The sequence below is a fragment of the Lacinutrix sp. MEBiC02404 genome (genome assembly GCF_053601575.1).
Genome location: NZ_JBSHNV010000164.1, coordinates 48,230 through 72,534, shown reverse-complemented (window position 1 = coordinate 72,534; position 24,305 = coordinate 48,230). Strand labels below are relative to the sequence as shown.

Genomic DNA, 24,305 nt, shown 5'->3' with positions numbered 1-24,305 from the left:
AATCCTTGCTCGATTTCCATGACAACTTCTAACTTAAAAGAAAGAGAGTAATCCTTTTGAGTACGCTTGACGTAGTCCGTCTTTTCTATTGGTTTCATTACACTAAGGTTTTAGTGTATCGCTATTTCAGGACGTGACAATAATAATATTCTATTTATTCATAATCTCCTCAATCTCTTCTGCTTCAATAGGGATATTTCGCATTAAATTAAAAGGTTCTCCAGTTTTTTGTATCACTACATCGTCTTCTAAACGAATACCAAATCCTTCGTCAGGAATATAAATTCCGGGTTCTACAGTGAATACCATATTAGCTTGCATTGGCTCGTGTAATAAACCGTAATCATGCGTGTCTAATCCCATATGATGACTGGTTCCATGCATAAAGTATTTCTTATATGCTGGCCAATCCGGATTTTCATTTTGTACGTCCGCTTTATCTAGTAAGCCCAATCCTAATAATTCGCTGGTCATTATTTTGCCAACTTCTACATGGTATTCTGCCCAAATAGTTCCAGGAACTAATAGTTTGGTTGCTGCGTTTTTTACTCTTAAAACGGCGTTATAAACTGCTTTTTGTCTGTCGTTAAATTTTCCAGAGACAGGAATAGTTCGTGTCATATCACTCGAGTAATTCGCGTATTCTGCTCCTGCATCAATTAAAATTAAATCGCCAGCTTTACATTGTTGGTTATTCTCTATGTAATGTAATACGTTTGCGTTGTTTCCCGATCCTACAATTGGCGTGTATGCAAATCCTTTAGATCGATTGTTTAAAAACTCATGCATGAATTCTGCTTCAATATTGTACTCCCAAACGCCTGGTTTAGTAAATCCTAAAACGCGTCTAAAACCTTTTTCGGTAATATCACAAGCTTGTTGTATTAAGTCTAATTCTATCTGGTCTTTTACAGAACGTAAACGCTGTAAGATAGGATTGCTTTTTGCAACAGTATGTGCAGGATATTTTTCTTTTAGCCATTTTGTAAAACGATCTTCGCGAGTTTCTGTTTCTACATTCGCTCTATAATGCTCATTAGTATTTATGTAAACTGTTTCGCATTGCGTCATCATTTCGAATAGGACTTTTTCTAAGTCTTGTAACCAATAGACTGTTTGTATTCCTGCAGTTTTAAATGCAGCTTCTTTGGTGAGTTTTTCACCTTCCCAAACCGCAATATGCGCATTGGTTTCTTTTAAAAAAAGAACTTCTCTATGTTTCGGATTTGGGCATTCAGGAAAGAGAACGAGGATACTTTCTTCTTGATCTACACCACTTAGAAAAAAGATATCTCTATGTTGTGCAAAAGGTAAAGTGCTATCTGCACTCACCGGATAAATATCGTTAGAATTGAAAACTGCAAGACTTTTTGGCTTCATTTGAGAAGCAAAATTTTTACGGTTTTTTATAAAAAGTTGACTGTCTATTTGATGGTATTTCATTGAAAAATTGTTTTAAATTCCCTTTGGAAAAGAAATTTTATTTTTGAATTCCGTTAAGTATATCAAAAATAAGAAGTTTAAAATACAATTGTTATAAAAGCGTCTTAAAATATGCTTCCTTTTTTCTAATTGCTTTGTACCTTTTACATTTATAAGTATCTTGAAACTTTAAATCGTTATTATGAAATTCAGAATCTTTTTCACATTTTTAATATGTTTTATTTTTAAAGCGGAAGCACAACAACCTGCAACAACTTCCAGCTTTGTTCAGAATGCTTTAAAAGAGAAGCAAGCATTAATAGAAAATTCACTAGTTAAAAATATTCCTTTTGAAAACATTGGGCCAACGGTCATGAGTGGTCGCGTGGTCGATATAGAAGTGAATCCAGAAAACACCATTGAGTTTTATGTAGCGTATGCGTCTGGCGGATTATGGCACACAGTGAATAATGGGTCTACTTTTAATCCTGTTTTAGATACTTCGCAAACACAAAATATTGGAGATATTGCTGTCGATTGGAAAAACAAAACTCTTTGGGTTGGTACTGGTGAAAATAATTCTTCGCGTTCCTCGTATTCTGGAATTGGTATTTTAAAATCAAAAGACAGCGGAAAAACATGGACTAATGTTGGATTGCACGATTCCCATCATATTGGTCGTATTTTAATCAATCCTAATAACCCAGAAGAAGTAACAGTTGGTGTTATTGGACATTTATATTCTCCCAATGCAGAACGCGGTGTTTATAAAACAATAGATGGCGGGAAAACATGGAAACAAACCCTTTTTGTAAATGAGGTTAGCGGAATCATAGATCTACAGCATGCACCAAATAATTATAATATCATGTTTGCTGCTGCTTGGGAACGAGACAGAAAAGCTTGGAATTTTAACGGAAACGGAAAGAACTCCGCGATATATAAAAGTATAGATGCTGGTGAAACGTGGGTAAAAGTTTCCACGGAATCTAGTGGTTTCCCAATAGGAAATGGTGTAGGTAGAATTGGATTGGCAATTTACGATGAAACTACTATTTATGCTTTGCATGATAATCAATTCCGAAGAAAAGAAACAGAAGATAAAAAAACAGATAAGCGTGGTTTTACAAAAGAAGATTTTAAAACCATGACTACAGAAGATTTCTTAAATCTAGAAGATAAAAAATTGAATGGGTTTTTGAAAATGAATGGTTTTCAGGAAAAGTATCGTGCAGAAAATGTAAAGCAAATGGTGCGTAGCGGAAACGTGAAACCAGCAGATATAGCACATTATCTAGAAGATGCAAATGCCATGCTTTTTGATACGCCAGTAATTGGAGCTGAGGTGTATAAAAGTACAGATGGAGGGAAAACGTGGAACAAAACACATGAGGACTATCTAGATGATTTATATTATAGTTATGGGTATTATTTTGGAGAAATACGCGTAGATCCACAAGATGAAAATGGTGTTTATGTATTGGGCGTTCCTATCTTAAAGTCTAAAGATGGCGGAAAAACTTTTGTTTCTATTAGTAAAGAAAATGTACACGCAGATCATCAAGCACTTTGGGTAAATCCTGATAAATCGGGCCATTTAATTAATGGTAATGATGGCGGATTAAATATGAGTTATGATGCTGGTGAAAGTTGGGAGAAGCTAAATGTAAATTCGGTGGGACAGTTTTATACTATAAATGTAGATAACGAAAAACCATATAATGTATATGGCGGTTTGCAAGATAATGGCGTTTGGGTTGGTGCAAATAATGCACGACAAGATAAAAGTTGGCAGCAAAGTGGTCATAATCCTTGGGAGAGTTTAATGGGAGGTGATGGGATGCAAATTCAAATAGATTCTAGAAATGCGAATCTGTTGTATACAGGTTATCAGTTTGGGAATTATTATAGAATTAATCGCGAAACCAAAGCACAGAAATACATACAGCCAAAACATGAATTGGGTGAAAACCCGTATCGATTTAATTGGCAAACACCAATTTTAATTTCGCCGCACAATCAAGATATTCTGTATTTAGGTGGAAATAAATTAATGCGTTCTATGAATCAAGGAGACGATTGGAAAGCCATTAGCCATGATTTAACCAATGGTGGAAAAAAAGGAAATGTAGCTTACGGGACGTTAACTTCTATTAGTGAATCTCCTTTTGCATTCGGACTTATTTACACTGGAAGTGATGATGGTTTGGTGCAGGTCACTAAAAATGCAGGCGGCAGCTGGGAGAATATTTCAGACAACTTGCCAAAAAATCTTTGGGTGACTCGCGTTATCGCTTCGCAACATAAAAAAGAACGCGTTTATGTAACTTTAAATGGCTATCGCTGGGATGATTTTAATAGTTATGTTTATGTTTCCGAAGACTATGGAAATACCTGGAAAAGCATTAGTTCTAATATTCCAATGTCACCAGTAAATGTTATAAAAGAAGATCCCGAAAATGAAAACCTACTCTATTTAGGAACCGATAATGGTGCCTATGTGTCTTTTAATAAAGGTGTGAAATGGGAAGCATTCCATAAAAATTTACCAGCAGTTGCTGTGCATGATTTGGTGATTCAGCCAGAAGCTAAAGACTTGCTTTTAGGTACACACGGAAGAAGTATCTATAAAACCAATATTGCGCCTTTGCAAAAAATGAATACGAATATTTTAAGTAAGAGCGTAACGCTTTTTCCTTTTGAAGATATTCGCTATTCTCCACGATGGGGAAGCTCTTGGAGCAAATGGTTTGATGCAAATACGCCTTTAGAAATCATTAAGTTTTATGGAAATACTGCAGGGAAAAAGGAAGTTAAAATCCTTTCGGAAAAACAATCCGTTTTAAAGATTATTTCTGTCGAAGCAGATAAAGGGTTTAACTACGTAGATTATGATTTGTCATTAACCGAAAAAGGAAGAAAAACACTGCTTAAAGAGAATACAAGCATTGATATTGAGGCAGCTAAAAATGGAAAGTATTATTTGCCAAAAGGAAAATATTTTATCCAAATAGGATTAGAGCGTGTGAATTTTGAAATGAAGTAGTCTGTTTTACTTAAATCCATTCTAAATAAATTTATAAAATTCATTTTAGCTTGCTTGCGTTAGCGTTGCTTACTATATTTGTGTATATATAATCTAACTACACAAAATAATGAGCGGAATTTTAAATTCTTCGATTGGAAGAAAGTTTGCCATGGCACTTTCGGCACTCTTCCTAATGATTTTCTTATTACAACATTTTGTAATCAACCTATTATCGGTATTCAGTCCAGATGCATTTAACAATGTTTCTCATTTTATGGGGACCTTTTGGGCAATTCAATATGTGATGCAGCCGGTATTAATTTTTGGTGTTATTTTCCATTTTATAATGGGATTTGTACTAGAAATTAAAAACAATAAAGCAAGACAAATTAGTTATGCTAAAAATAATGGTGCTGCTAATTCAACATGGATGAGTAGAAACATGATTTGGAGTGGCGCTGCTATTCTAGCATTTATTGGTTTACACTTTTACGATTTTTGGTTGCCAGAAATAAGTACAAAATACATTCAAGGCGATATGTCTGGATTACTTGCTAATGGTGAGTTTAGATATTTTGAAGAACTACAACATAAATTTGTAGATATCTGGAGAGTCGTATTATACTGTATTGCTTTTGTATTCTTAGCATTACACTTATTACACGGTTTTAATTCTGCATTCCAATCGGTTGGAGCAAATAATAAATACACAAAAGGATTAAAAGGATTCGGAAAAGCATATGCGATTATCATTCCATTAGGATTCGTTTTCATTGCATTATTTCATCATTTTAATCACTAAAAAATATCTAATATGGCTTTAGATTCAAAAATACCAAAAGGTCCAATTAAAGATAAATGGACAGACTATAAAAATCATATCGACTTAGTAAATCCTGCAAACAAGCGTAACATTGATGTTATTATTGTTGGTACTGGTTTAGCTGGTGGATCTGCTGCTGCTACTTTAGCAGAGCTTGGATATAATGTAAAAGCATTCTGTTTTCAAGATTCTCCAAGACGTGCACACTCTATTGCAGCGCAAGGAGGAATTAACGCAGCGAAAAATTACCAAGGAGATGGTGATTCTACCTACAGATTATTTTATGATACTGTAAAAGGTGGTGATTATCGTTCTCGTGAAGCTAACGTATATCGTTTGGCTGAGGTATCTGCAAATATTATTGACCAATGTGTTGCTCAAGGTGTTCCTTTTGCAAGAGAATATGGTGGATTATTAGATAACCGTTCATTTGGTGGTGTATTAGTATCTCGTACTTTTTACGCAGCTGGACAAACAGGACAACAATTATTATTAGGAGCATATTCTGCCATGAACCGTCAAATCGGTCGTGGAAAAATCAAAATGTACAACCGTCACGAAATGTTAGACGTTGTTAAAGTTGGTGGAAAAGCTCGTGGAATTATAACACGTAACTTAATTACTGGAGAAATCGAAAGACATTCAGCACATGCTGTGGTTTTAGGAACTGGTGGTTATGGTAACGTATTCTTCTTATCAACTAACGCGATGGGATCGAATGTAACCGCAGCTTGGAAAGCACACAAACGTGGTGCTTACTTTGCAAATCCTTGTTACACACAAATTCATCCAACATGTATTCCTGTTTCTGGAGATCATCAGTCTAAACTAACGTTAATGTCGGAGTCTTTACGTAATGACGGACGTATTTGGGTACCAAAACACATGAAAGATGTGGAAGCTATTAAATCTGGGGCATTAAAACCTAGAGAATTAGCAGAAGAAGATAGAGATTATTACCTAGAACGTAGATATCCTGCATTTGGAAACTTAGTACCTCGTGATGTTGCCTCTCGTGCAGCAAAAGAGCGTTGTGATGCTGGTTTTGGTGTTAATGCAACTGGAGAAGCTGTATTCTTAGATTTTGCTTCGGCAATTCAACGTTACGGAAAAGAAACAGCACACGTTAAAGGATTAAATGAAAATGATGCTGTTCTTGTTAAGAAATTAGGACAAGAAGTAATCAAAAATAAATACGGAAACTTATTCCAAATGTATGAGAAGATCGTAGATCAAGATCCATACAACACACCAATGATGATTTATCCAGCGGTGCATTACACAATGGGTGGTGTTTGGGTAGATTATAACTTAATGACAACCGTTCCTGGTTTATACTGTATTGGAGAAGCTAATTTCTCTGATCATGGTGCAAACAGACTTGGAGCTTCGGCTTTAATGCAAGGTTTAGCAGATGGTTATTTTGTATTACCTTATACTATTGGTGATTATTTATCTAATGATATTCGTACTGGAACCATTTCAACAGATTCTAAAGAATTTGAAGATGCGGAAAATGAAGTTAGAAAAACATTAGACTTCTTTATTACTAATAAAGGACAACATTCTGTAGATTATTTCCATAAGAAATTAGGAAAAATCATGTGGAACAAAGTTGGAATGTCTAGAAATGTTAAAGGTTTAACGGAAGCTATTTCAGAAATTAAAGAACTTAGAGCACAATTCTGGAAAGAAGTAAAAGTTCCTGGAACTAACGAAGAATACAACGAAGAATTAGCGAAAGCTGGTCGTGTTGCAGATTTCTTAGAATTAGGAGAATTATTCGCTAAAGATGCTTTAAATAGAGAGGAATCTTGTGGTGGACACTTTAGAGAAGATGCTGTAGAATTAGATGGGGAACAAAAAGGAGAAGCAAAACGTGACGATGAAAACTTTGCTTACGTTTCTGCTTGGGAATACAAAGGAGAACCTAGTGATGCTGTTTTACATAAAGAGGAATTAGAGTTCAAGGATATAGAATTAAAACAAAGAAGTTATAAATAAGGAAAGCTATGATGAATTTAACACTTAAGATTTGGCGTCAAAAAAACGCAAGTGATAAAGGGAAAATGGTTGATTATAAAGTCAGCGATATTTCACCAGATATGTCTTTCCTTGAAATGTTAGACGTTTTAAACGAACAACTAATTAATAAAGATGAAGAACCTGTAGCTTTCGATCACGATTGTCGTGAAGGAATTTGTGGGATGTGTTCTTTATATATTAATGGAGAAGCACATGGTCCAGATCGTGGTGTAACAACCTGTCAGTTGCACATGCGTATGTTTAAAGATGGCGATACTATTACAATCGAGCCATTTAGAGCAACTGCTTTTCCTGTAATAAAAGATTTAATTGTAGATAGAACTTCTTTTGATAGAATTCAACATGCAGGAGGATTTATCTCTGTAAATACTTCTGGAAATACTATTGATGCAAACACAATTCCAATTAATAAACACGATGCAGATACCGCTTTTGATTCTGCAACTTGTATTGGTTGTGGTGCTTGTGTTGCTTCTTGTAAAAACTCTTCAGCAATGTTATTCGTTGGTGCTAAAGTTTCACAATTTGCACTATTACCACAAGGACAAATAGAAGCTACAGATCGTGTTTTAAACATGGTGAAGCAAATGGATGAAGAAGGTTTTGGTAACTGTACCAACACTGGAGCTTGCGAAGTTGAATGTCCTAAAGGAATTTCTTTAGAAAATATTGCGCGTATGAATAGAGAATATTTAGCAGCTAGCTTAAAAGGATAATATCCTTTTTAACGAAGTAAAGAATTGTATATAAAACCAAAAAATCTCAAGAGCAATCTTGAGATTTTTTGGTTAGCTTTAACCTTTAATTTTTGAATATGAATTATAGATATATCTCCAGTTTGTTTTTAGTGTTTTTTGCGTTAACAAGTTGTAAAGGTCAAACGGAAACGCCAAAAGTTGCCGTCGAAGTATTAGAACAAAATTGGTTTAACGCAGATTCTCTATTACATCATGTTCAAGTTTTATCTTCTGATGTTTATGAAGGGAGACGCACTGGAACCGCTGGAGCAGAGAAAGCAAAAAACTATATCGTAAATAAATTTCAAGATTTACAAGTGATACCACTTATTAAAAATTTTGAACAGCATTTTTCCTTTACACGTAGAGGTAAAGAATATAAAGGGATTAATGTTCTCGGACTAATAAAAGGAACGGATAAACCAGAAGAATACATTGTGCTTTCTGCACATTATGATCACGAAGGTGTAAAAGGCGGGAAAATTTATAACGGTGCAGATGATGATGCTTCAGGTATTTCCGCATTGTTCGCTTTCGCGGAATACTTTCAGAAAAATCCACCAAATCATTCTGTTATTTTAGCAGCTGTTGATGCAGAAGAACTAGGTTTGGTTGGTTCTAAATATTTTGTGGAAAACGCTATTATTCCGCAAGAAAATATAAAACTGAATATCAATATGGATATGATTAGCCGTAGTGCTAAAAATGAATTGTTTGCTGTGGGGTCTTTTCATTATAAACAATTAGAACCAGCAATTAAAAGTATACAAGCTTCCGAAAATATAACACTGCGTATTGGTCATGATGGCAGTGATACATTGGAGGATTGGACGAACTCTTCCGACCATGCTTCGTTTCATAAAGTGAAAATTCCTTTTATTTATTTTGGAGTAGAAGACCATAAAGATTATCATCAACCAACAGACGATTTTGAAAATATCCACCCTAATTTTTATCAAAATGCAGTAACCACTATTATTGCTGTTTTTGAAAAATTAGATACCATAGCATTATAAAAATGAAAAACCCAAATACCTTTTATACCCAAGAATTAGAAGTCCATCAATTAGAAGTTAAGACCTTGTATAAGAAACTTACCAGCTTAAGTTTTGCGAGAATATCTGTCTTTATAGCAACAGGAATTGCTGTTTATTTTACTTTTAATAATCTGCAAATTGCGATAGGAATTGCCGTAGTAGGTATTATTGCTTTTATCTATTTACTTTCAAAATACACCGATTTAAAATACCAACACAACCTAAAAAAAGCACTCGTTGCAATTAATGAAGAAGAATTAAAAATTGCTTCTGGTGATTTTAAAGAAAGGGAAGAAGGTATAGGATTTCAAAACCCAAACCATGCTTTTAGCTTAGATGTGGATCTTTTTGGGAAAGGTTCTTTTTTTCAATTTATAAATCGAACAACAACAGAAGAAGGTACTAAGGCTTTAGTATATGAACTTACTGCTAATAATATTGAAGGGATAAATGCACGTCAAGATGCGATTAAGGAATTAGCCGAAAAACCAAAATGGAGACAACATTTTTCTGCAGTGGCAAGCTTGATTCAAATTGAAACTCCAGCATCAAAAATTACAGAATGGCTAAAAGAGCATCAATCTTTTTTGCCAAAAATTATGCGTATTCTACCAATGGCGTTTACTATTGGATCTGCAATAATCCTGTTTTTAGCAATCTTCGAAGTCATCTCTTTTTTGTTTTTAGTTTTTTGGATGATTTTAGGTTCCGGTATTTCAGGAGTATATCTTAAGAAAATAAATGTTTTAGCAGCAAATACAGATCAGGTTAAAGATACTTTTAAACAATATGCATCTTTATTACAGCAAATAGAAACGGAAGATTTTTCTGCTTCCTTATTAAAAGAGAAACAAGACCAGATTAAGCAAGAACAAAAGGAAGCTTCCGCAATTTTCTCACAATTCTCAAAACATTTAGATGCTTTAGATAATAGACATAATCTTATTTCAGCCATTTTTGGTAATGGTTTTTTATTATCCGATATAAAGAATACATATCATATTGAACAATGGATTTCGCAATACAAAACTACCGTAGAGGATTGGTTTGAAGTAGTTTCCTTTTTCGATGCGTACATCACTTTAGGTACGTATGTTTTTAATCATCCAGCATTTGTGTTCCCAGAGATCGTTACAAATGATATTGTTATTGAAGCAAAAAATTTAGGACATCCTTTATTAGATGCTTCAAAACGTGTAGACAGTGATCTAACCATTACGGATCAACAGTTTTTTATTGTTACAGGTGCAAATATGGCTGGGAAAAGTACGTTTTTACGAACGGTTTCTTTACATGTAGTTATGGCAAATGTTGGTTTGCCAGTTTGTGCGACATCGAGTAAATACAACCCTATAAAACTGATTACAAGCATGCGAACAAGCGATTCGCTTACAGATGATAGTTCGTATTTCTTTAGTGAATTAACACGCTTAAAATTTATTGTGGATGCTTTAGAAAATGATTCTTATTTTATTATTCTAGACGAAATCTTAAAAGGAACCAATTCCACAGATAAAGCGATTGGCTCCCGAAAGTTTGTAGAAAAATTAGTTTCTAAAAATGCCACAGGAATTATTGCAACCCACGATTTAAGTTTATGCGAAATTGAAAAGGAATTAGAGGAAGTTAAAAATTACTATTTTGATGCAGAAATTATTAACGACGAACTCTTTTTTGATTACAAATTAAAACACGGTATCTGCCAAAATATGAATGCGAGTTTCTTATTAAAGAAAATGGAGATTATTTAAATGAAAAAAGCAAGAACAAATATATTATTCGTTCTTGCTTTTTTGTTTCACCTAAAAAAGTAATTTATTTTATCGGACAACCAATCGCTTTTGTGAAATTAGGATTTGGTTTTTCGCCTTTTTCTAAAGCCGTAATTGCATTTTCAACATACTTCACTTTTACGCTTTCTGGAGATTTTGAATTATCATCAATAGTACCAATATATTGTACTTTTAAATCTTTATCTAATAGGAATACGTGTGGCGTTCTAACTGCGCCAAATTTTGGATATACTTTTTGTCCTTCATCTATTAAATAAGGAAATGTAAATCCTTTTTCTTCAGCGCGTTTTTGCATTGCTTCATAACCTTCTTTTTCATTCGAATGATTATTACCATTAATTGCAATTACAGGATAACCTTTTGGTGCATAGGTATTGTTTAATGCAATTAAACGGTCTTCATATAGTTTAGAAAACGGACACCCATTACAAGTAAAAGTTACAACGTATCCTTTTGCATCTTTAATACTAGCTAAAGAAACCATGGTTCCATCTACATTTTTAAGCGAAAAATCTTCAGCAGTATCCCCAATTTTATAGCCTCCAATTTCTTCTAATGTTTTAGTTTGCTCTGGAGAACCTCCACGTGGTGGTCCTTTTCTATCTCCGTGCTCTGGATGTTCCCCTTTTTCACCATGTAAATGACGTCCTTTTTCATCTTGATGATGTTCTTTGTTTTCTACTGTTTTTTCGCTTTTATCGTTTTTACAAGACGTTAAAACACCTGCAGATAAACAGATGATTGCAATTAGTATACTAATTTTTTTCATTATTGATTTTGGTTTATTTATTAATAAAAATTTGTAGTTATTTGATTTTCTAAATCTGCTACGTTTTCAAAAGTTCGTTCGTAATATTTACGGGTTTTAGTATTGAATATAATGGTAAAAGGAATTGCTCCTGACCAATCGGGATTCACTTTATCAATCCAACTATTGGCATCTGGATCATCTAATAAAATAACTTTGGAAGTAATATTTCTTTCTTTTAGAAAAGGTTTGAGTTTGGTTTCTATATCTTTTATAAAATCCATACTTACCAGTAAAACTTCTACGTCCGGATTTTTGTTTGCATATTCCTGAATATACGGCAGCTCTTGTACGCAAGGAGCACACCACATGGCCCAAAAATTGACGATATAGGTTTTATTCGTGTTGGTATATAGTAATGGTTCTAAAGCATTAAAATCATAGATAGGAATTGTGCTGTTGGTTGGAGTAACCTCACTTGCGGTAGAAGTAGCTTTCGTTGTCTTTTTTTCTTCTTTACAGCTAAAGGTTAAAAGGGCTATTAGAATAAAATAAATAGCATTTTTAGATATGGATAAAGGCATTGGTTTATTAGAAAATTGAATTTTTTATTTAGACTCCTTTTCTTCCTAATAGTTTAATTGCTTTTTTAAAAAATAGATAATAAAAATCACTTCGTTCTTTTTATTATAAACGCTCTGATTTTTTTCGATAAATACACCTCTCTGTAACGAAAGAGAGGTGCACATACTACTTATGTTTTTGTTAATTTGGACGCTCTCCTCTTATTTTAAGAAGAGAATGAATTTCTGTTTTTTTAACAGAAAGAAAGAGGCGTTAATTCTCTTTACTAACAGCATCTAATTTTAACTTAACCTTAGTCATCATTTCCAGAGCATTTTTGTCTTCAGGCTTTAACTCTAAAACTTTATTGTAGTTTTTTAGTGCTTCGGAATAGTTTTCTGTTTCAAAATAAGCTTCACCTAAACTATCGTAAACATTAGCGTTGTTTGGAAAAATCTTTGTATTTAAATCAAATACATAAAGTGCTTTCTCAAATTGTTTATCCTTTTTATATACATAACCTAATGTGTTTAATTCTTTACTTCCTTCCGAATATTCAGGAAAATTGGTTAGATAATAATTTTTGCTTTTTTGCATTTCATCCATGCTGTATTTTTCTAAATTATTAAATAGCACATTTGCTACATAATACTTAGGATAGTAGCGTTCTCCAGTCACAATTTTTAACATATCGCGTTCTATAGTTTCTTGTGGATGTTCTACAATTCTATTCACTTCTTTTCCATTTTTATAAAAAATAAAAGTTGGCACTCGGTGAATATTCATGCCTTTTTCTTCTCCATTCGGACCTTGTTTGTAGGCATCACTTTTTGTGTCTAATGCAATAACTTCTAATTGAGTTTCTGGGAAATTAGCCGTTTCTAAAATGTTATAAAATTGCGGAACCTCCTTTTTACTATCTCCGCACCAAGTACCAAGAAATACTTTAATGGTGTACTCCTTTAAAGAGTCTTTTAGTTTTTTGGCTATTTTTTCATTTACATCATAATCCTCATAATTTTTATTAAACCATGCGCGAAAAGGTGCTTTTGTTAAACCTTCTTTGTTAATAGGGCCTAATAGCATTTCTTTGCCTTTTTCATCAAGAACTTGTTGGTTTATAGTTTGTGAAAATGTTGTTGAGAAACTTAAAATTGCGGTTAATAATAATACTGTTCGATTCATGATTTTGATGTTTTAGTGAATCAAACATAAGATAGTTTATAAATTTTATTCAATAAATAGTACAAACAGCAGACTTAAAACAACAAACAGCAATTTTTAGGTCGTTTGCAATACTAAATGAGGTTTTTGTACTTAATTTTTGAGGATTAAGGCATTTCTGAGTACTTTCAACAAAACTTAGGTCTGTTTCAATGAAATTGCTTTTCTGTAATTTTTATGGAGAAGACTTTATTCACTTCTCGATACTATTTCGATAAAAATCGAAAGCACTCGAAGTGACAATTAAAATTAAAAATTGATTACACTTAAAAAACATACTTCGCAAATATTGGTGCACATTCTATTTTGGATGCTTTTTGTGTTTGTGTCTCTTTCTGTTTTTTCGCAATATTATTGGCGTGAAAATCCGTTTTTACAGTACTTATCTATTCTTGTGGTTATTGTTTATGTGAATAATTTTTTACTGCTCCCTTTCTTTATAAAAAAGCGATTATACATTTTATATGTTTTCGTTTTTGCAGCTATTTCCTTTTTTGCAACCCAACTATATTGTAATGTATTTGCGCAATGTGGTTGTTCGATAATGAAATGCCTGAGTGACTATTTATGGCAAACCTTAGTGCCTCTTATTTTCTTTTCTTTTATATGGATGTTATATCGTTTTTTAGCGAAGCAAGAGGAAGTAGAACAAATAAAGAAAGAACACTTAGAAATGGAGTTAAAGTTCTTGAAATCGCAAATAAATCCGCATGTGTTATTTAATAATCTGAATACCATTTATTCGTATGCTTTAGAAAAACCGAAGGAAACTCCTGACCTTATTTTAATGTTGTCCGATAATTTGAAACATGTGTTATATGAAAGTAATGCAAAAACCGTTTCGCTGGAAAAAGAAATGCAGTATATAGATAATTACATGACTTTTCAAGGGATTAGAACCGAAGGTGTGAAGCAGATTAATTATATAAAATCGATAGATTCTTCTGAAAAGAAAATTGCTCCTTTATTGCTAATTTGTATTATTGAAAATGCTTTTAAACATAGTACGTTGGGAAGTGATATTTCGGTTTCCATTATCGAAAAAGAAGGCGTTTTAGAATGTGTGTGTACTAATGACTATGCTAAAGAAAAAGTATCTACGGAAGATTTTAAAATTGGATTGCAAAACTTAGAAAAACGCTTGCAGCTTATTTATAAAGAAGATTATAAATTAGAGGTTTTTAAAGGCGAAGTATATAAAGTGTATTTAAAATTGAAATTACATTAATACGCATGTCTCCTCGAGCGCGGTCGAGAGGTTTATTGAGGTCTCGACTGCGCTCGACCTGACAATTCATGAAGATTAAAACATATGACTTGCATTATAATAGAAGACGAAATACCTGCTCAAAAAATTTTAAAGAATTACTTGAGTAAGCTTCCTAATGTAGCATTACAAGGTGCTTTTAATGCTGCAATAGAAGCAAATACTTTTCTGAATAACAATACGGTAGATTTGGTTTTTTTAGATATTAATCTGCCAGACATTTCTGGAATCGATTTCATTAAAACCATTAAAAATCCGCCAGCAATTATTATCACAACAGCATATCCGGATTATGCAGTTAGTAGTTTTGAACTAGATACTATTGTTGACTATTTAGTAAAGCCATTTGGTTTTGATCGCTTTTTAAAAGCAATGAATAAAGCAAAAGATAGAGTAGAAAAGCCCGTAAATACTTCCGAAGAAAACAATCCAGAAACACTCTTTTTAAATGTAGATAAAACGCTTCATAAAATTATAATTAGTGATATTCTTTATTTGGAATCGGACAGAAATTATATTACCATAATCACAAAGAATAAGAAACTGTCTTTTATAGATTCACTTAAAAATTGGAACGAAAAGCTTTCCGAAGCAGATTTTATTCAAGTCCATAAATCGTTTATTATTAATAGAAAGTATGTAGATAAAATTTCTGGAAATGAAATTTATGTGCAAGGGAATAGAATTGCTATTGGTAGAACGTATAAGCAGGAATTACTACGGTTTTTGAAGATTGTTTAAGGTTTTTGTATTCTGCGTAATAGTTAAAAAAACGTTTCACTCTTTTTATTACAAACGCTCCGAATTTATTTGCAATAAATCCACCTTTCTTTAACTAAAGAGAGGTGCGCTTGCGATTATGTTTAAAAAATAGTCATGAAGTATTTCAGGCGATTAGCTGTGCTTGCTCTCCTCTTATTTTAAGAGGAGAATGAATTTTAATTCTTCTTTCAAAATTAAAAGAAAGAGGAGTTAAAAAAACGTTATTCTCTTTTTATTACAAACGCTCCCAATTTATTTGCAATAAATCCACTTCTCTTTAGCTAAAGGGAGGAACACATACGATACTAATTTAGTTTATTAAATAAAAAAAGACCTGTCAGGTTTTTAAAACCTGACAGGTCTAATGTCAATAAACTGTGACTGTAAACTGAATACTGCCTACTGAATACTCTTTTTACTGTTTATTCGTTTTAGGATGCACCAATTTCATTTCATCAATTAAATGTGTTGCTCCAGCAAATTTATCTACAATAAATAATACATAACGTACATCTACCATAATGTTTCGGCAAATTTCTGGATCGTAATTCATGTCGCTCATAGTTCCTTCCCAAACTCTGTCAAAGTTTAAACCAACTAGGTTTCCATGTGCATCAATTGCTGGACTTCCAGAATTCCCACCAGTGGTGTGATTGGTTCCTAAAAAGCAAACAGGTACTTTCCCGTTGCTATCTGCATATTGTCCGTAATCTTTATTTTTATGTAATTCTAATAGTTTTTCAGGCACATCAAACTCATAATCTCCAGGAATATATTTTTCTACAACACCATCTAAATAACTTACAGGATTGTAGTATACAGCATCTCTTGGTGAGTAACCTCTAACTTGACCGTAGGTTACACGAAGCGTACTATTTGCATCTGGAAAATATCTAGCTTCAGGTAAAGCCTTCATTAAAGCGGTCATATACTCGGTTTGTAAGGCAGTAATTGGTTCGTTTTTTTCTTGGTACTCCTTATTTATAGTATTGTAAAACTCTGCAATCATTGGTTTTGCATATGTATATGCAGCATCTTTGTTTAGTTTTTTAAGCACATCTTTAGCATCTCCATCTAAAAGTTTTAAAGCTTTGTCTAAATTTGTAAAAGCTGTTTTGTCATAAATAGAAGCATCAGCATTTTTGTTGTAAAAAGGCATCACATTACTAAATACACCTTTGTCTACATCTACGTCATAATTTTTATGAATGCCTTGCAAAGTTGCAATTAAACGTTCTTTTTCTTTATCAAAAGCTTCCGGATTTGCAGTAATAGCTTCTTCCATTTGGTATGCTCTAAAAGTCATTTGCATTAACTCATTCGTTACCAAAAACACTTCAATAAAGTTTCTACGTTTAATATTTATAGGTGCAAAATCGGCATATAGTTTATCAAATTGCGGTAAAATGTTTCCGTATTTAGCATCTAAACCTTTTTCATTTAAAGCTTTAGTAAAAGTAGCTTCAAAAGCACGACGCTTTGCTACAGCATCACTTTTTTCAATTCCTAGATTTTCGCCAATCCATTTTTTCCATGCATTTGCAATACGTGCTTGTTTCGATGCATATTTAATTCGTACAGCATCACTAGTTTTCATTTTGGCATCAATTACTTTTAAAGCAGCTTCGCGAATAGCAATATTTGTAGGGTTAAATTCTTCTGTGATATGCTCAATTGCTACTGCAGGTAAATACTCATTTGTACTTCCTGGAAAACCAAAAATCATAGTAAAATCTCCTTCTGCAACACCATCTAAAGAAACAGGTAAAAAGTGTTTTGGTTTGTAAGGTTTGTTGTCGATACTATATTTTGCAGGTCTATTGTTTGCATCTGCATAAATACGAAACATAGAAAAATCGCCAGTATGTCTAGGGAAAACCCAGTTGTCTGTATCACTTCCAAATTTACCAATACTTGTTGGTGGTGCTCCAACTAAACGAATATCTTCAAAACGTTCGGTAACAAATAAGAAGTATTGGTTACCATTATAAAAGGCTTTTGTTTTAACATCTTGCCAAGCTTCTCTAGGCCAGTTTTTCATTAACCCATTCGCGTTTTTATCGATAACCGATTGCTTTTCTTTTTCGGTCATATCCTCATTTACAACCGCAAGAACTTCTTCCGTTATATCTGTAATACTTACAATAAATTCAATGTATAAACCTTCATTTGGTAACTCTTCTTCTAAAGACATTGCCCAAAAACCATCTTTTAAATAATCATTTTCTAAAGACGAATGTGCTTGTATTTGTCCGAAACCACAATGATGATTTGTTAATATTAATCCTTTGTCGCTAATAACTTCACTAGTGCAACCTCCATTAAAATGCCCAATAGCATCTTTTAAACTAGAATTATTAACATCATAAATATCTTTTGCGGTAAGTTTACTACCAAGATTTGTCATTTCGGTTTCGTTCATGCCTTCTAATAGGGAAGGAATCCACATACCACCTTGTTGTGCCGAAATATTCAGCGTTATAAAAAGGAATAAGAATTTAAAAAATTTCATATATATAGTTTTTTGAATACTACCAAAGATAAAAAACCAAGAAGTAAAAATGGTTAAAATGATTAAATTTCTAAGGGTTTTATTTTTTCGATTTCTCGGAATTTATTTTTCCATACATCCACCTATTTTTAACTATATAGAAGAGTGAATATTAAAGGTCTTTGGTGTTGATATTATTTTTTATTCGGAAGAAAGAAGCGTTAAAAACAGAAATTGTGTTTATATTTATAATTATGCAACACATCTCTAAATTACCAAACGTAGGAACCACCATTTTTTCTGTCATGAGTGCTTTGGCAAACCATCATAATGCAATTAATTTATCGCAAGGATTTCCTAATTTTAATAGTGATAAAAAGCTAATGGATTTGGTAAATAAAGCGATGCATTCTGGTTACAACCAATATGCGCCAATGCCTGGTAATATCGAATTAAGAGAACGTATTGCGAATAAGTTTGATTTATTATATAGCACAAGCTATCATCCAGAAACAGAAATAACAGTTACCGCTGGAGCAACACAGGCTATTTTTACTATTATTTCTGCTTTTGTGAAACCCGAAGATGAAGTGATTATTTTTAGACCAGCTTATGATTGTTATGAGCCAGCAATCGAATTACAAGGTGCAAAAACCATAAGTATACCATTAGATGCACCAAATTATGGAGTAGATTGGTATATGGTGAAAGAACAAATAAATAGCAAAACGAAAATGATTATCATAAATACACCGCAAAATCCTGGTGGTAGTATTTTTTCGGAAACCGATATGCTAAAACTGCAAGAACTTACTAAAGACACCAATATTATTGTCTTGAGTGATGAAGTGTATGAGCATATTATTTTTGATGGTAAAAAACACCAAAGCGCATGTTTGTTTCTAGATTTAAAAGCACGAAGTTTTATAACCGCATCTTTTGGTAAAACATTTCATAATACAGGTTGGAAAATGGGATATTGTTGCGCGCCAAAAGAACTGATGGCAGAGTTTAGAAAAGTGCATCAGTTTAATGTGTTTTCTGTAAACCATCCCATGCAAAAAGGTTTGGCAGACTATTTAAAAGAACCTAGTCATTATTTGGAGCTTGCTCAATTCTATCAAGAAAAGAGGGATTTGTTTTTAAGCTTAATAAAAGATTCACGATTTAAATTTAAACCTGCACAAGGAACGTATTTTCAGGTTTTAGATTTTTCGGAAATCACCCAAGAATACGATGTCGATTTCGCAAAACGATTAACTATTGAAAATGGATTAGCATCTATACCATTATCGGTTTTTAACGATAATAATAAAGATGATAAAGTATTGCGTTTCTGCTTTGCAAAAACAGAGGATACTTTAAAAAAAGCAGCAGAAATATTAAATAAAATGTAACACAGCCGATTCATTTGGCAATATATTTGCTAACTATTGGTAAACAATAAATATAAAACGATGAAAAAATTAATAGTACTAGTGTTCTTTTTGGGATTGGGATTAACGGTTACCGCGCAAAACGCAGAAGGCAATCCTGTTTATACGGTGAAAGAAAATAAAATATATGAAGGAGATAAAGAAGTTACCGATGTTTTAAGTGAAGAAAAGCGGAATGAAATTTTTGCTTCGTATAAAGCAGAAATAGAAGAAAAAGAAAAATATGATCGATTAAACGCGGCTTCCGAGGCGGTAGGAGAAGCAAAATCGGATGTGGAAGAAGTAGAAGATAAAACGGAAGAGGAACTTGCAGCCCAAGAAAAGGAGCTTAAAAAGGAGCAAGATGAAAAAGAGAAAGAAATTAATAAAGCTAAAAAAGAGGAAAAAAATCGTCAAAAAGAACTGAAAAAGAATGAAAAGGAGCTAAAAAAAGCGGAAAAGAAGCAAAAGCAAGCAGAGAAGGCGTTAAAGAAAAAAGAGAAAGCACAAAAAAGTTTTGATAAAGCAAATAGTAAATTAGAGAGTGCGCAAACTAAATATGATAGGCTTAAAAAGAAAGGGAAACTTTCGCCTCAAGACGAAACAAAATGGCTTAAGAAAATTGAAGGTTTAAATAAGGATATTAAAAAGGCACAAGAGAAATTAAGAAAGGCCTAATTGTAAAAGAAATGTTTTACTTCATTAAAAAATCCAGAGTTGTTCTCTAAAACAATCTGGATTTTTTTGTTTTACGACTTTGTAAAATAAAGTATCTTTATAAAATGCAAGAAAAATTAAGAATAGCGCTCATCCAATCGGATTTAATCTGGGAAAACCCAAAAGAAAATAGAATTCATTTTACGGAAAAAATCACTGCTGTTGCACAACAAGTAGATCTCATTATTCTTCCAGAAATGTTTACTACGGGTTTTACTATGCATGCACCAGAACTTGCAGAAAATATGCAAGGAGAAAGCGTTAAATGGATGTTGGAAATGGCTAAAATAAGCAACGCCGCTATTGTTGGAAGTCTTATTGTTTCCGAAGAAAGCAAATACTACAACAGGCTTTTATTTGTTCATCCGGAAAGGAAAATAGAAATCTATGATAAGCGACATACCTTTACACTTGCTGGTGAAGATAAAGTCTATACCGCAGGAAATAAAAAAATAATAGTAGATTATAAAGGCTGGAAAATTTGCCCTTTAGTGTGTTATGATTTGCGTTTTCCTGTTTGGGCAAGGAATACAGAAAATTATGATGTATTGCTTTATGTTGCTAATTGGCCAAAACAGAGAGTAACTGCTTGGGATGCATTGCTAAAGGCAAGGGCAATAGAGAATATGAGTTATTGCGTGGGTGTAAATAGAGTTGGTTTGGATATTAATAATTATGAATATTCAGGAAGCTCGGCTGTATATGATGTTTTGGGTGAGAAAATAACAAATATAGCTCTAGGTGTAGCCCAAACTGAAATTGTAACGTTAGATAAAAACCACGTAAAGAAATATAGAGACAGATTACAGTTTTTAGGAGATAGAGATAATTTTAGTCTAAAAGTGTAAAATCTATTATAGGATCCCAATTTGCACGAACTTCAATTACTTCATTAAAATGGCTAATACGTTCTGGTTGACGCTTTTTTAAATAGCTTCCAGAATCATACTTTTGATTTTTATTAGTATCAAAAATTACACGCAAATAATATTTAGCAGGATCGAGATACCTAAAATCTAAAGGCTCTGGTTCTGTACTGTATATTTCTGCTTTTATTTCGCCTTTATCATCTGTTAATTGGGCAATGATTGGGTATTTTGCATTGAATAATGTTATTCTTACATTACCATAATCTGCAAAGTTTTTTGTGCTTAATCTGTAATTTAAGGTATCGTTTTTATTCTCAAAAAAATCAGTAAAAGCTTCTGGTAAAACTTGAATGGTATATTTGTTGTCTTCCGTTTTATCAAAAGCAAAAGAATAGGTATTTGAAAGGGTGTCTAACGTTGTTTTATATGCTACTTTTAAAGAATCTTTATCTAAAATAGTAAGTTGCTCTTCATTAAACTTTACCAATGGAATATTTGCGGTTAATTTAAAATCGTCTTTAAAATTTAAAGTTCCTTTTGAAGCAGCTACTATTTTTAATGAATCTCTTGGTTGGTCGCTTATTTTAACCGTGAAGTTTTCGGTGTAATTTTTGTTTTTTACTGTAAAAAGCAAAGAGTCTGTATCTTTTAATCTTGGCATATACCAATAATTTAAAGAATCTGTTTTGGCATCTTTTGTAATGGTGTATTTAAAGTTGTCTGGCACAATGGATGACGTACTAATTTCTGTGTTTTTGTAATCTCCTTGATAACCAAAAGCTATTTTTTCACCAGCCACCAAACGCGGTCTAATTACAGTGAAATCTGCTTCTTCTTTAAATAATTTTAAGGTGAAAGTAGAATCTGTTGGTACTGTTATATAGTTTTTGTAAAAAGCGATCTTATCTGTTAGTTGCTGAAATTTATTGTCTTGGTTTGCATCTTTTAACGCCACAAGCATATACTTTCCTGCTTTCATATTATCGATACTAAATGTCGTGGTGCTGTCTAAAGTATTGGTTACGTATTTGGGTAGTTTTTTGTAAACAATAGAGTCGTTAAAAGTGCTATCTATTTCGTACAAACGCACAGAAACAAAATCATCAGGCTTACGTAAGGTAGCATCTGAAATTTCACCTTTAACAGAAAGGGAATCAATATAACTTCCTGTAGATAAAATATATTTGTAATAAGAATACGGGTTTTCTTCGTTGTTATCTGTTATACTGTTTCCAAAGTTAAAAGCATATGTCGTATTTTCTAATAAGGTATCGTTAATTTTAATCGTAATGAATTTGCTAGCAGTACCAATAGGAGTTACTTCTGGAGCAGGATCCATTGGTGGCGATATAATGAGTTGTTTGGTTAAGTTTTTCATTTTTACATACTCATCAAAATAGATTTTAATTTCCTTGCCATTAAAATTGGTAGTATAATTTTCGGGAGTAGATTTAACTATTTTTGGAGCTGTAACATCTTTTGGTCCTCCAGCAGGGTTTCCTCTATTAGCACAACTAACTATAATTAAGCCTATGGTTAGAATTAAAATTAAATTGGATAAGGTATTACGCATTATGAATTTCATGATTTAGTACAAAGTAACAAAATACTCAATTAACTATTGCCATGGTTGCTATGCTTATTTTAACATTTTCGGCTTTATTTAACACTTGAATACAAGACTCTAACGTGGCACCAGTAGTAATAATATCATCCACAAGTAAAATATGTTTGTTTTCTATTAATGTTGCGTTTTCTAAAGCAAAAAGTTCATGATCTGCTTGCCAACGTGCAAATCGTTTTTTGGTGACTTGAGACTTCGTATTCGTTATTTTAATTAAAGATTGTTCGTTATAATCTACTTGCAAAGCTTTTGCTATTTCTTGTCCGAATTTAGTAACCTGATTATATCCTCTTTTTTTTTGTTTCTTTTTATGTAAAGGAACAGCGATAACTATATCTACATCTTTGTAAGTCTCTAATTCTTTTAATTCGTTACCAAGCCATTCCCCTAAAAAGACACCTATTTCCTCATAACCTCTATATTTTAAATTATGAATAAGCTGTTGTACAACTCCTTTTTTTTCATAGCGAAGCAAAGCAGTAGCTTGTTCTACTTTGGCCCGACCATAAAATACTTTTTCAACCGTGTTGTTGGCATTAAAGTGATAATTAGTAACCGGTAAATTATGTCTGCAAGAAGTACAGACATACATTTCAAAATCTTGCAGCTGCGAATAACACGCAAAGCATACTTTTGGAAAGAACAAATCAACAACCGCTTGAATCATAGTATTAAACTTACAAAATTTCTAGCGAATTCTTTAAAGAAATTGCTTTAACAATTATATCACTTACTTTAACGATTAAAATAAAATAAACCAAACTAAATTTCTAGCTTCGTATTGTAAAATAAATAATATGTTAGTTTTCCCTCAAACTTTTAACTACAGATTAATTATTGGTACATTGGTAATAGCAATTGCTGTTTTAGGTTCTTATAGTATTTCTAGTTTTAATTCCTTTAAAAATCAAGAAGAATTTTTAGAGCAAGAAACAAAACTCGTGCAACATGAGTTAACAGAAATGATATCGCTTTATAATGATGTTTCTATTGAAAATGAAGTTGTAAACACGAAATTAAACGTATCTAAATCTAAAGTAGAGAACATATTAAGTTCTGTAAAAAACACGAAAACCGATTTATCATTAATATCTAAATACAGAAGTCAAATAAACACTCTTAAAAATGAAAGAGAAGTTATTTTTGATCAAATAGACTCGCTTCTTCGTGATAATGAAGCGTTGCACATACAGGTGGATTCCGTATCTCAGGAATTTGAAAATCAAAAAATCGAGTTAGCTGATTTATCAGAAAAGAATGAAAAGCTACATACTATTATTAGTAAAGTTGGAACACTGAAAGCTAATAATATAAAAGTGGTAGCTTTAAATACAACGCGGTCTGAAATATACGAAACAAATAAATTAAGTGAAGCAAATCAATTTGAAGTATGTATTTTACTAGAAGGTAATGCGTTGGCAAACAAAGGAAGTAAAAATATTTACGTACAAATTTTAGATACTACAGATCAAATAGTTTCCGAAAGAGGTGTTCTTACATACCAAGGGATAAAAATTGGATATAGCGGAAAAACAACAGTAAAGAATGTTTCTGAAAACATTACAGCCTGCCTGAAAATTAGCATTAAAGACAAAGAAAAGCTAAAACCAGGAACCTATAATGTGGACGTATTTCAAAATGCTACCTTATTAGGAAGCACATCTATTACATTAAAATAAAAAATAACTTATAATTTTTTGAAAACCGTTCCATTAATATGGAGTGGTTTTTTACTTTT

At 32.6% G+C, this 24,305-nt stretch carries 19 protein-coding genes; 12 read left to right on the top strand and 7 right to left on the bottom strand.

Annotated elements, in window-relative coordinates; genetic code table 11:
• Positions 1-150: 150 nt before the first annotated feature.
• Positions 151-1,443, bottom strand: a complete 1,293-nt coding sequence (locus ACVCXO_RS07905; protein WP_452229054.1) for an aminopeptidase P N-terminal domain-containing protein — start codon at positions 1,441-1,443, stop codon at positions 151-153.
• A 181-nt stretch (positions 1,444-1,624) separates the two neighbouring features.
• Here ACVCXO_RS07905 and ACVCXO_RS07900 point away from each other — a divergent pair, with 181 nt between their 5' ends.
• The 6 genes from ACVCXO_RS07900 to ACVCXO_RS07875 all read left to right on the top strand — a co-directional run bounded on the left by ACVCXO_RS07900 (position 1,625) and on the right by ACVCXO_RS07875 (position 10,844).
• The gene (locus ACVCXO_RS07900; RefSeq protein WP_452229053.1) at positions 1,625-4,468 is read left to right on the top strand and encodes a WD40/YVTN/BNR-like repeat-containing protein; all 2,844 of its coding nucleotides are present in this window, start codon (positions 1,625-1,627) and stop codon (positions 4,466-4,468) included.
• Between the two features lie 109 nt (positions 4,469-4,577).
• On the top strand, positions 4,578-5,252 hold the full coding sequence (locus ACVCXO_RS07895) for a succinate dehydrogenase cytochrome b subunit (RefSeq protein ID WP_452229052.1): 675 nt from the start codon (positions 4,578-4,580) through the stop codon (positions 5,250-5,252).
• A gap of 12 nt (positions 5,253-5,264) precedes the next feature.
• Entirely contained in the window at positions 5,265-7,277 is a 2,013-nt protein-coding gene (locus ACVCXO_RS07890; RefSeq protein ID WP_452229051.1) for a fumarate reductase/succinate dehydrogenase flavoprotein subunit, read from the top strand.
• 11 nt (positions 7,278-7,288) lie between these two features.
• Positions 7,289-8,035, top strand: coding sequence for a succinate dehydrogenase/fumarate reductase iron-sulfur subunit (locus tag ACVCXO_RS07885; protein WP_452229055.1), 747 nt, complete (start codon positions 7,289-7,291; stop codon positions 8,033-8,035).
• Between the two features lie 98 nt (positions 8,036-8,133).
• On the top strand, positions 8,134-9,072 hold the full coding sequence (locus ACVCXO_RS07880; protein WP_452229050.1) for a M28 family peptidase: 939 nt from the start codon (positions 8,134-8,136) through the stop codon (positions 9,070-9,072).
• Between the two features lie 2 nt (positions 9,073-9,074).
• Positions 9,075-10,844 (top strand): MutS-related protein, encoded by a 1,770-nt coding sequence (locus ACVCXO_RS07875; protein ID WP_452229049.1) that lies wholly within the window; start codon positions 9,075-9,077, stop codon positions 10,842-10,844.
• A gap of 64 nt (positions 10,845-10,908) precedes the next feature.
• Here the strand turns inward: ACVCXO_RS07875 and ACVCXO_RS07870 are convergent, their stop codons facing one another.
• The 3 genes from ACVCXO_RS07870 to ACVCXO_RS07860 form a co-directional block, all read right to left on the bottom strand.
• The gene (locus ACVCXO_RS07870; RefSeq protein WP_452229048.1) at positions 10,909-11,655 is read right to left on the bottom strand and encodes a thioredoxin family protein; all 747 of its coding nucleotides are present in this window, start codon (positions 11,653-11,655) and stop codon (positions 10,909-10,911) included.
• A gap of 20 nt (positions 11,656-11,675) precedes the next feature.
• The gene (locus ACVCXO_RS07865; protein ID WP_452229047.1) at positions 11,676-12,218 is read right to left on the bottom strand and encodes a TlpA family protein disulfide reductase; all 543 of its coding nucleotides are present in this window, start codon (positions 12,216-12,218) and stop codon (positions 11,676-11,678) included.
• 253 nt (positions 12,219-12,471) lie between these two features.
• Positions 12,472-13,383, bottom strand: a complete 912-nt coding sequence (locus ACVCXO_RS07860; RefSeq protein ID WP_452229046.1) for a tetratricopeptide repeat protein — start codon at positions 13,381-13,383, stop codon at positions 12,472-12,474.
• 295 nt (positions 13,384-13,678) lie between these two features.
• Between ACVCXO_RS07860 and ACVCXO_RS07855 the strand changes: the two genes are divergently transcribed.
• Together ACVCXO_RS07855 and ACVCXO_RS07850 are read left to right on the top strand one after the other, a co-directional pair.
• Positions 13,679-14,650: a sensor histidine kinase gene (locus ACVCXO_RS07855; RefSeq protein WP_452229045.1), complete on the top strand. Its 972-nt coding sequence runs from the start codon at positions 13,679-13,681 to the stop codon at positions 14,648-14,650.
• Positions 14,651-14,734: 84 nt separating this feature from the next.
• Positions 14,735-15,430 (top strand): LytR/AlgR family response regulator transcription factor, encoded by a 696-nt coding sequence (locus ACVCXO_RS07850; protein ID WP_452229044.1) that lies wholly within the window; start codon positions 14,735-14,737, stop codon positions 15,428-15,430.
• 436 nt (positions 15,431-15,866) lie between these two features.
• Here ACVCXO_RS07850 and ACVCXO_RS07845 read toward each other — a convergent pair whose 3' ends face one another.
• Positions 15,867-17,963, bottom strand: a complete 2,097-nt coding sequence (locus ACVCXO_RS07845; RefSeq protein ID WP_452229043.1) for a S46 family peptidase — start codon at positions 17,961-17,963, stop codon at positions 15,867-15,869.
• 233 nt (positions 17,964-18,196) lie between these two features.
• Between ACVCXO_RS07845 and ACVCXO_RS07840 the strand changes: the two genes are divergently transcribed.
• The 3 genes from ACVCXO_RS07840 (at position 18,197) to ACVCXO_RS07830 (ending at position 20,922) form a co-directional block, all read left to right on the top strand.
• Positions 18,197-19,339, top strand: coding sequence for a methionine aminotransferase (locus ACVCXO_RS07840; RefSeq protein ID WP_452229042.1), 1,143 nt, complete (start codon positions 18,197-18,199; stop codon positions 19,337-19,339).
• Positions 19,340-19,399: 60 nt separating this feature from the next.
• Complete coding sequence (locus tag ACVCXO_RS07835; RefSeq protein WP_452229041.1) at positions 19,400-20,035, top strand: hypothetical protein; 636 nt, start codon at positions 19,400-19,402, stop codon at positions 20,033-20,035.
• A 104-nt stretch (positions 20,036-20,139) separates the two neighbouring features.
• On the top strand, positions 20,140-20,922 hold the full coding sequence (locus ACVCXO_RS07830; RefSeq protein ID WP_452229040.1) for an amidohydrolase: 783 nt from the start codon (positions 20,140-20,142) through the stop codon (positions 20,920-20,922).
• Here ACVCXO_RS07830 and ACVCXO_RS07825 read toward each other — a convergent pair.
• Together ACVCXO_RS07825 and ACVCXO_RS07820 are read right to left on the bottom strand one after the other, a co-directional pair.
• On the bottom strand, positions 20,906-22,528 hold the full coding sequence (locus tag ACVCXO_RS07825; protein WP_452229039.1) for an Ig-like domain-containing protein: 1,623 nt from the start codon (positions 22,526-22,528) through the stop codon (positions 20,906-20,908). The two genes, ACVCXO_RS07830 and ACVCXO_RS07825, sit on opposite strands and share 17 nt — an antisense overlap.
• A 25-nt stretch (positions 22,529-22,553) precedes the next feature.
• Positions 22,554-23,234 (bottom strand): ComF family protein, encoded by a 681-nt coding sequence (locus tag ACVCXO_RS07820; RefSeq protein WP_452229038.1) that lies wholly within the window; start codon positions 23,232-23,234, stop codon positions 22,554-22,556.
• A 130-nt stretch (positions 23,235-23,364) separates the two neighbouring features.
• Here ACVCXO_RS07820 and ACVCXO_RS07815 point away from each other — a divergent pair, with 130 nt between their 5' ends.
• Positions 23,365-24,246, top strand: coding sequence for a hypothetical protein (locus ACVCXO_RS07815; RefSeq protein WP_452229037.1), 882 nt, complete (start codon positions 23,365-23,367; stop codon positions 24,244-24,246).
• Positions 24,247-24,305 lie beyond the last annotated feature (59 nt).

Coding starts and splice junctions, on each gene's coding strand:
- ACVCXO_RS07835 (WP_452229041.1), top strand. CDS start 19,400: ATGAAAAAATTAATAGTACTAGTGTTCTTTTTGGGATTGGGATTAACG.
- ACVCXO_RS07865 (WP_452229047.1), bottom strand. CDS start 12,218: ATGCCTTTATCCATATCTAAAAATGCTATTTATTTTATTCTAATAGCC.
- ACVCXO_RS07880 (WP_452229050.1), top strand. CDS start 8,134: ATGAATTATAGATATATCTCCAGTTTGTTTTTAGTGTTTTTTGCGTTA.
- ACVCXO_RS07820 (WP_452229038.1), bottom strand. CDS start 23,234: ATGATTCAAGCGGTTGTTGATTTGTTCTTTCCAAAAGTATGCTTTGCG.
- ACVCXO_RS07875 (WP_452229049.1), top strand. CDS start 9,075: ATGAAAAACCCAAATACCTTTTATACCCAAGAATTAGAAGTCCATCAA.
- ACVCXO_RS07860 (WP_452229046.1), bottom strand. CDS start 13,383: ATGAATCGAACAGTATTATTATTAACCGCAATTTTAAGTTTCTCAACA.
- ACVCXO_RS07885 (WP_452229055.1), top strand. CDS start 7,289: ATGAATTTAACACTTAAGATTTGGCGTCAAAAAAACGCAAGTGATAAA.
- ACVCXO_RS07850 (WP_452229044.1), top strand. CDS start 14,735: ATGACTTGCATTATAATAGAAGACGAAATACCTGCTCAAAAAATTTTA.
- ACVCXO_RS07830 (WP_452229040.1), top strand. CDS start 20,140: ATGCAAGAAAAATTAAGAATAGCGCTCATCCAATCGGATTTAATCTGG.
- ACVCXO_RS07905 (WP_452229054.1), bottom strand. CDS start 1,443: ATGAAATACCATCAAATAGACAGTCAACTTTTTATAAAAAACCGTAAA.
- ACVCXO_RS07845 (WP_452229043.1), bottom strand. CDS start 17,963: ATGAAATTTTTTAAATTCTTATTCCTTTTTATAACGCTGAATATTTCG.
- ACVCXO_RS07825 (WP_452229039.1), bottom strand. CDS start 22,528: ATGAAATTCATAATGCGTAATACCTTATCCAATTTAATTTTAATTCTA.
- ACVCXO_RS07900 (WP_452229053.1), top strand. CDS start 1,625: ATGAAATTCAGAATCTTTTTCACATTTTTAATATGTTTTATTTTTAAA.
- ACVCXO_RS07870 (WP_452229048.1), bottom strand. CDS start 11,655: ATGAAAAAAATTAGTATACTAATTGCAATCATCTGTTTATCTGCAGGT.
- ACVCXO_RS07840 (WP_452229042.1), top strand. CDS start 18,197: ATGCAACACATCTCTAAATTACCAAACGTAGGAACCACCATTTTTTCT.
- ACVCXO_RS07815 (WP_452229037.1), top strand. CDS start 23,365: ATGTTAGTTTTCCCTCAAACTTTTAACTACAGATTAATTATTGGTACA.
- ACVCXO_RS07895 (WP_452229052.1), top strand. CDS start 4,578: ATGAGCGGAATTTTAAATTCTTCGATTGGAAGAAAGTTTGCCATGGCA.
- ACVCXO_RS07890 (WP_452229051.1), top strand. CDS start 5,265: ATGGCTTTAGATTCAAAAATACCAAAAGGTCCAATTAAAGATAAATGG.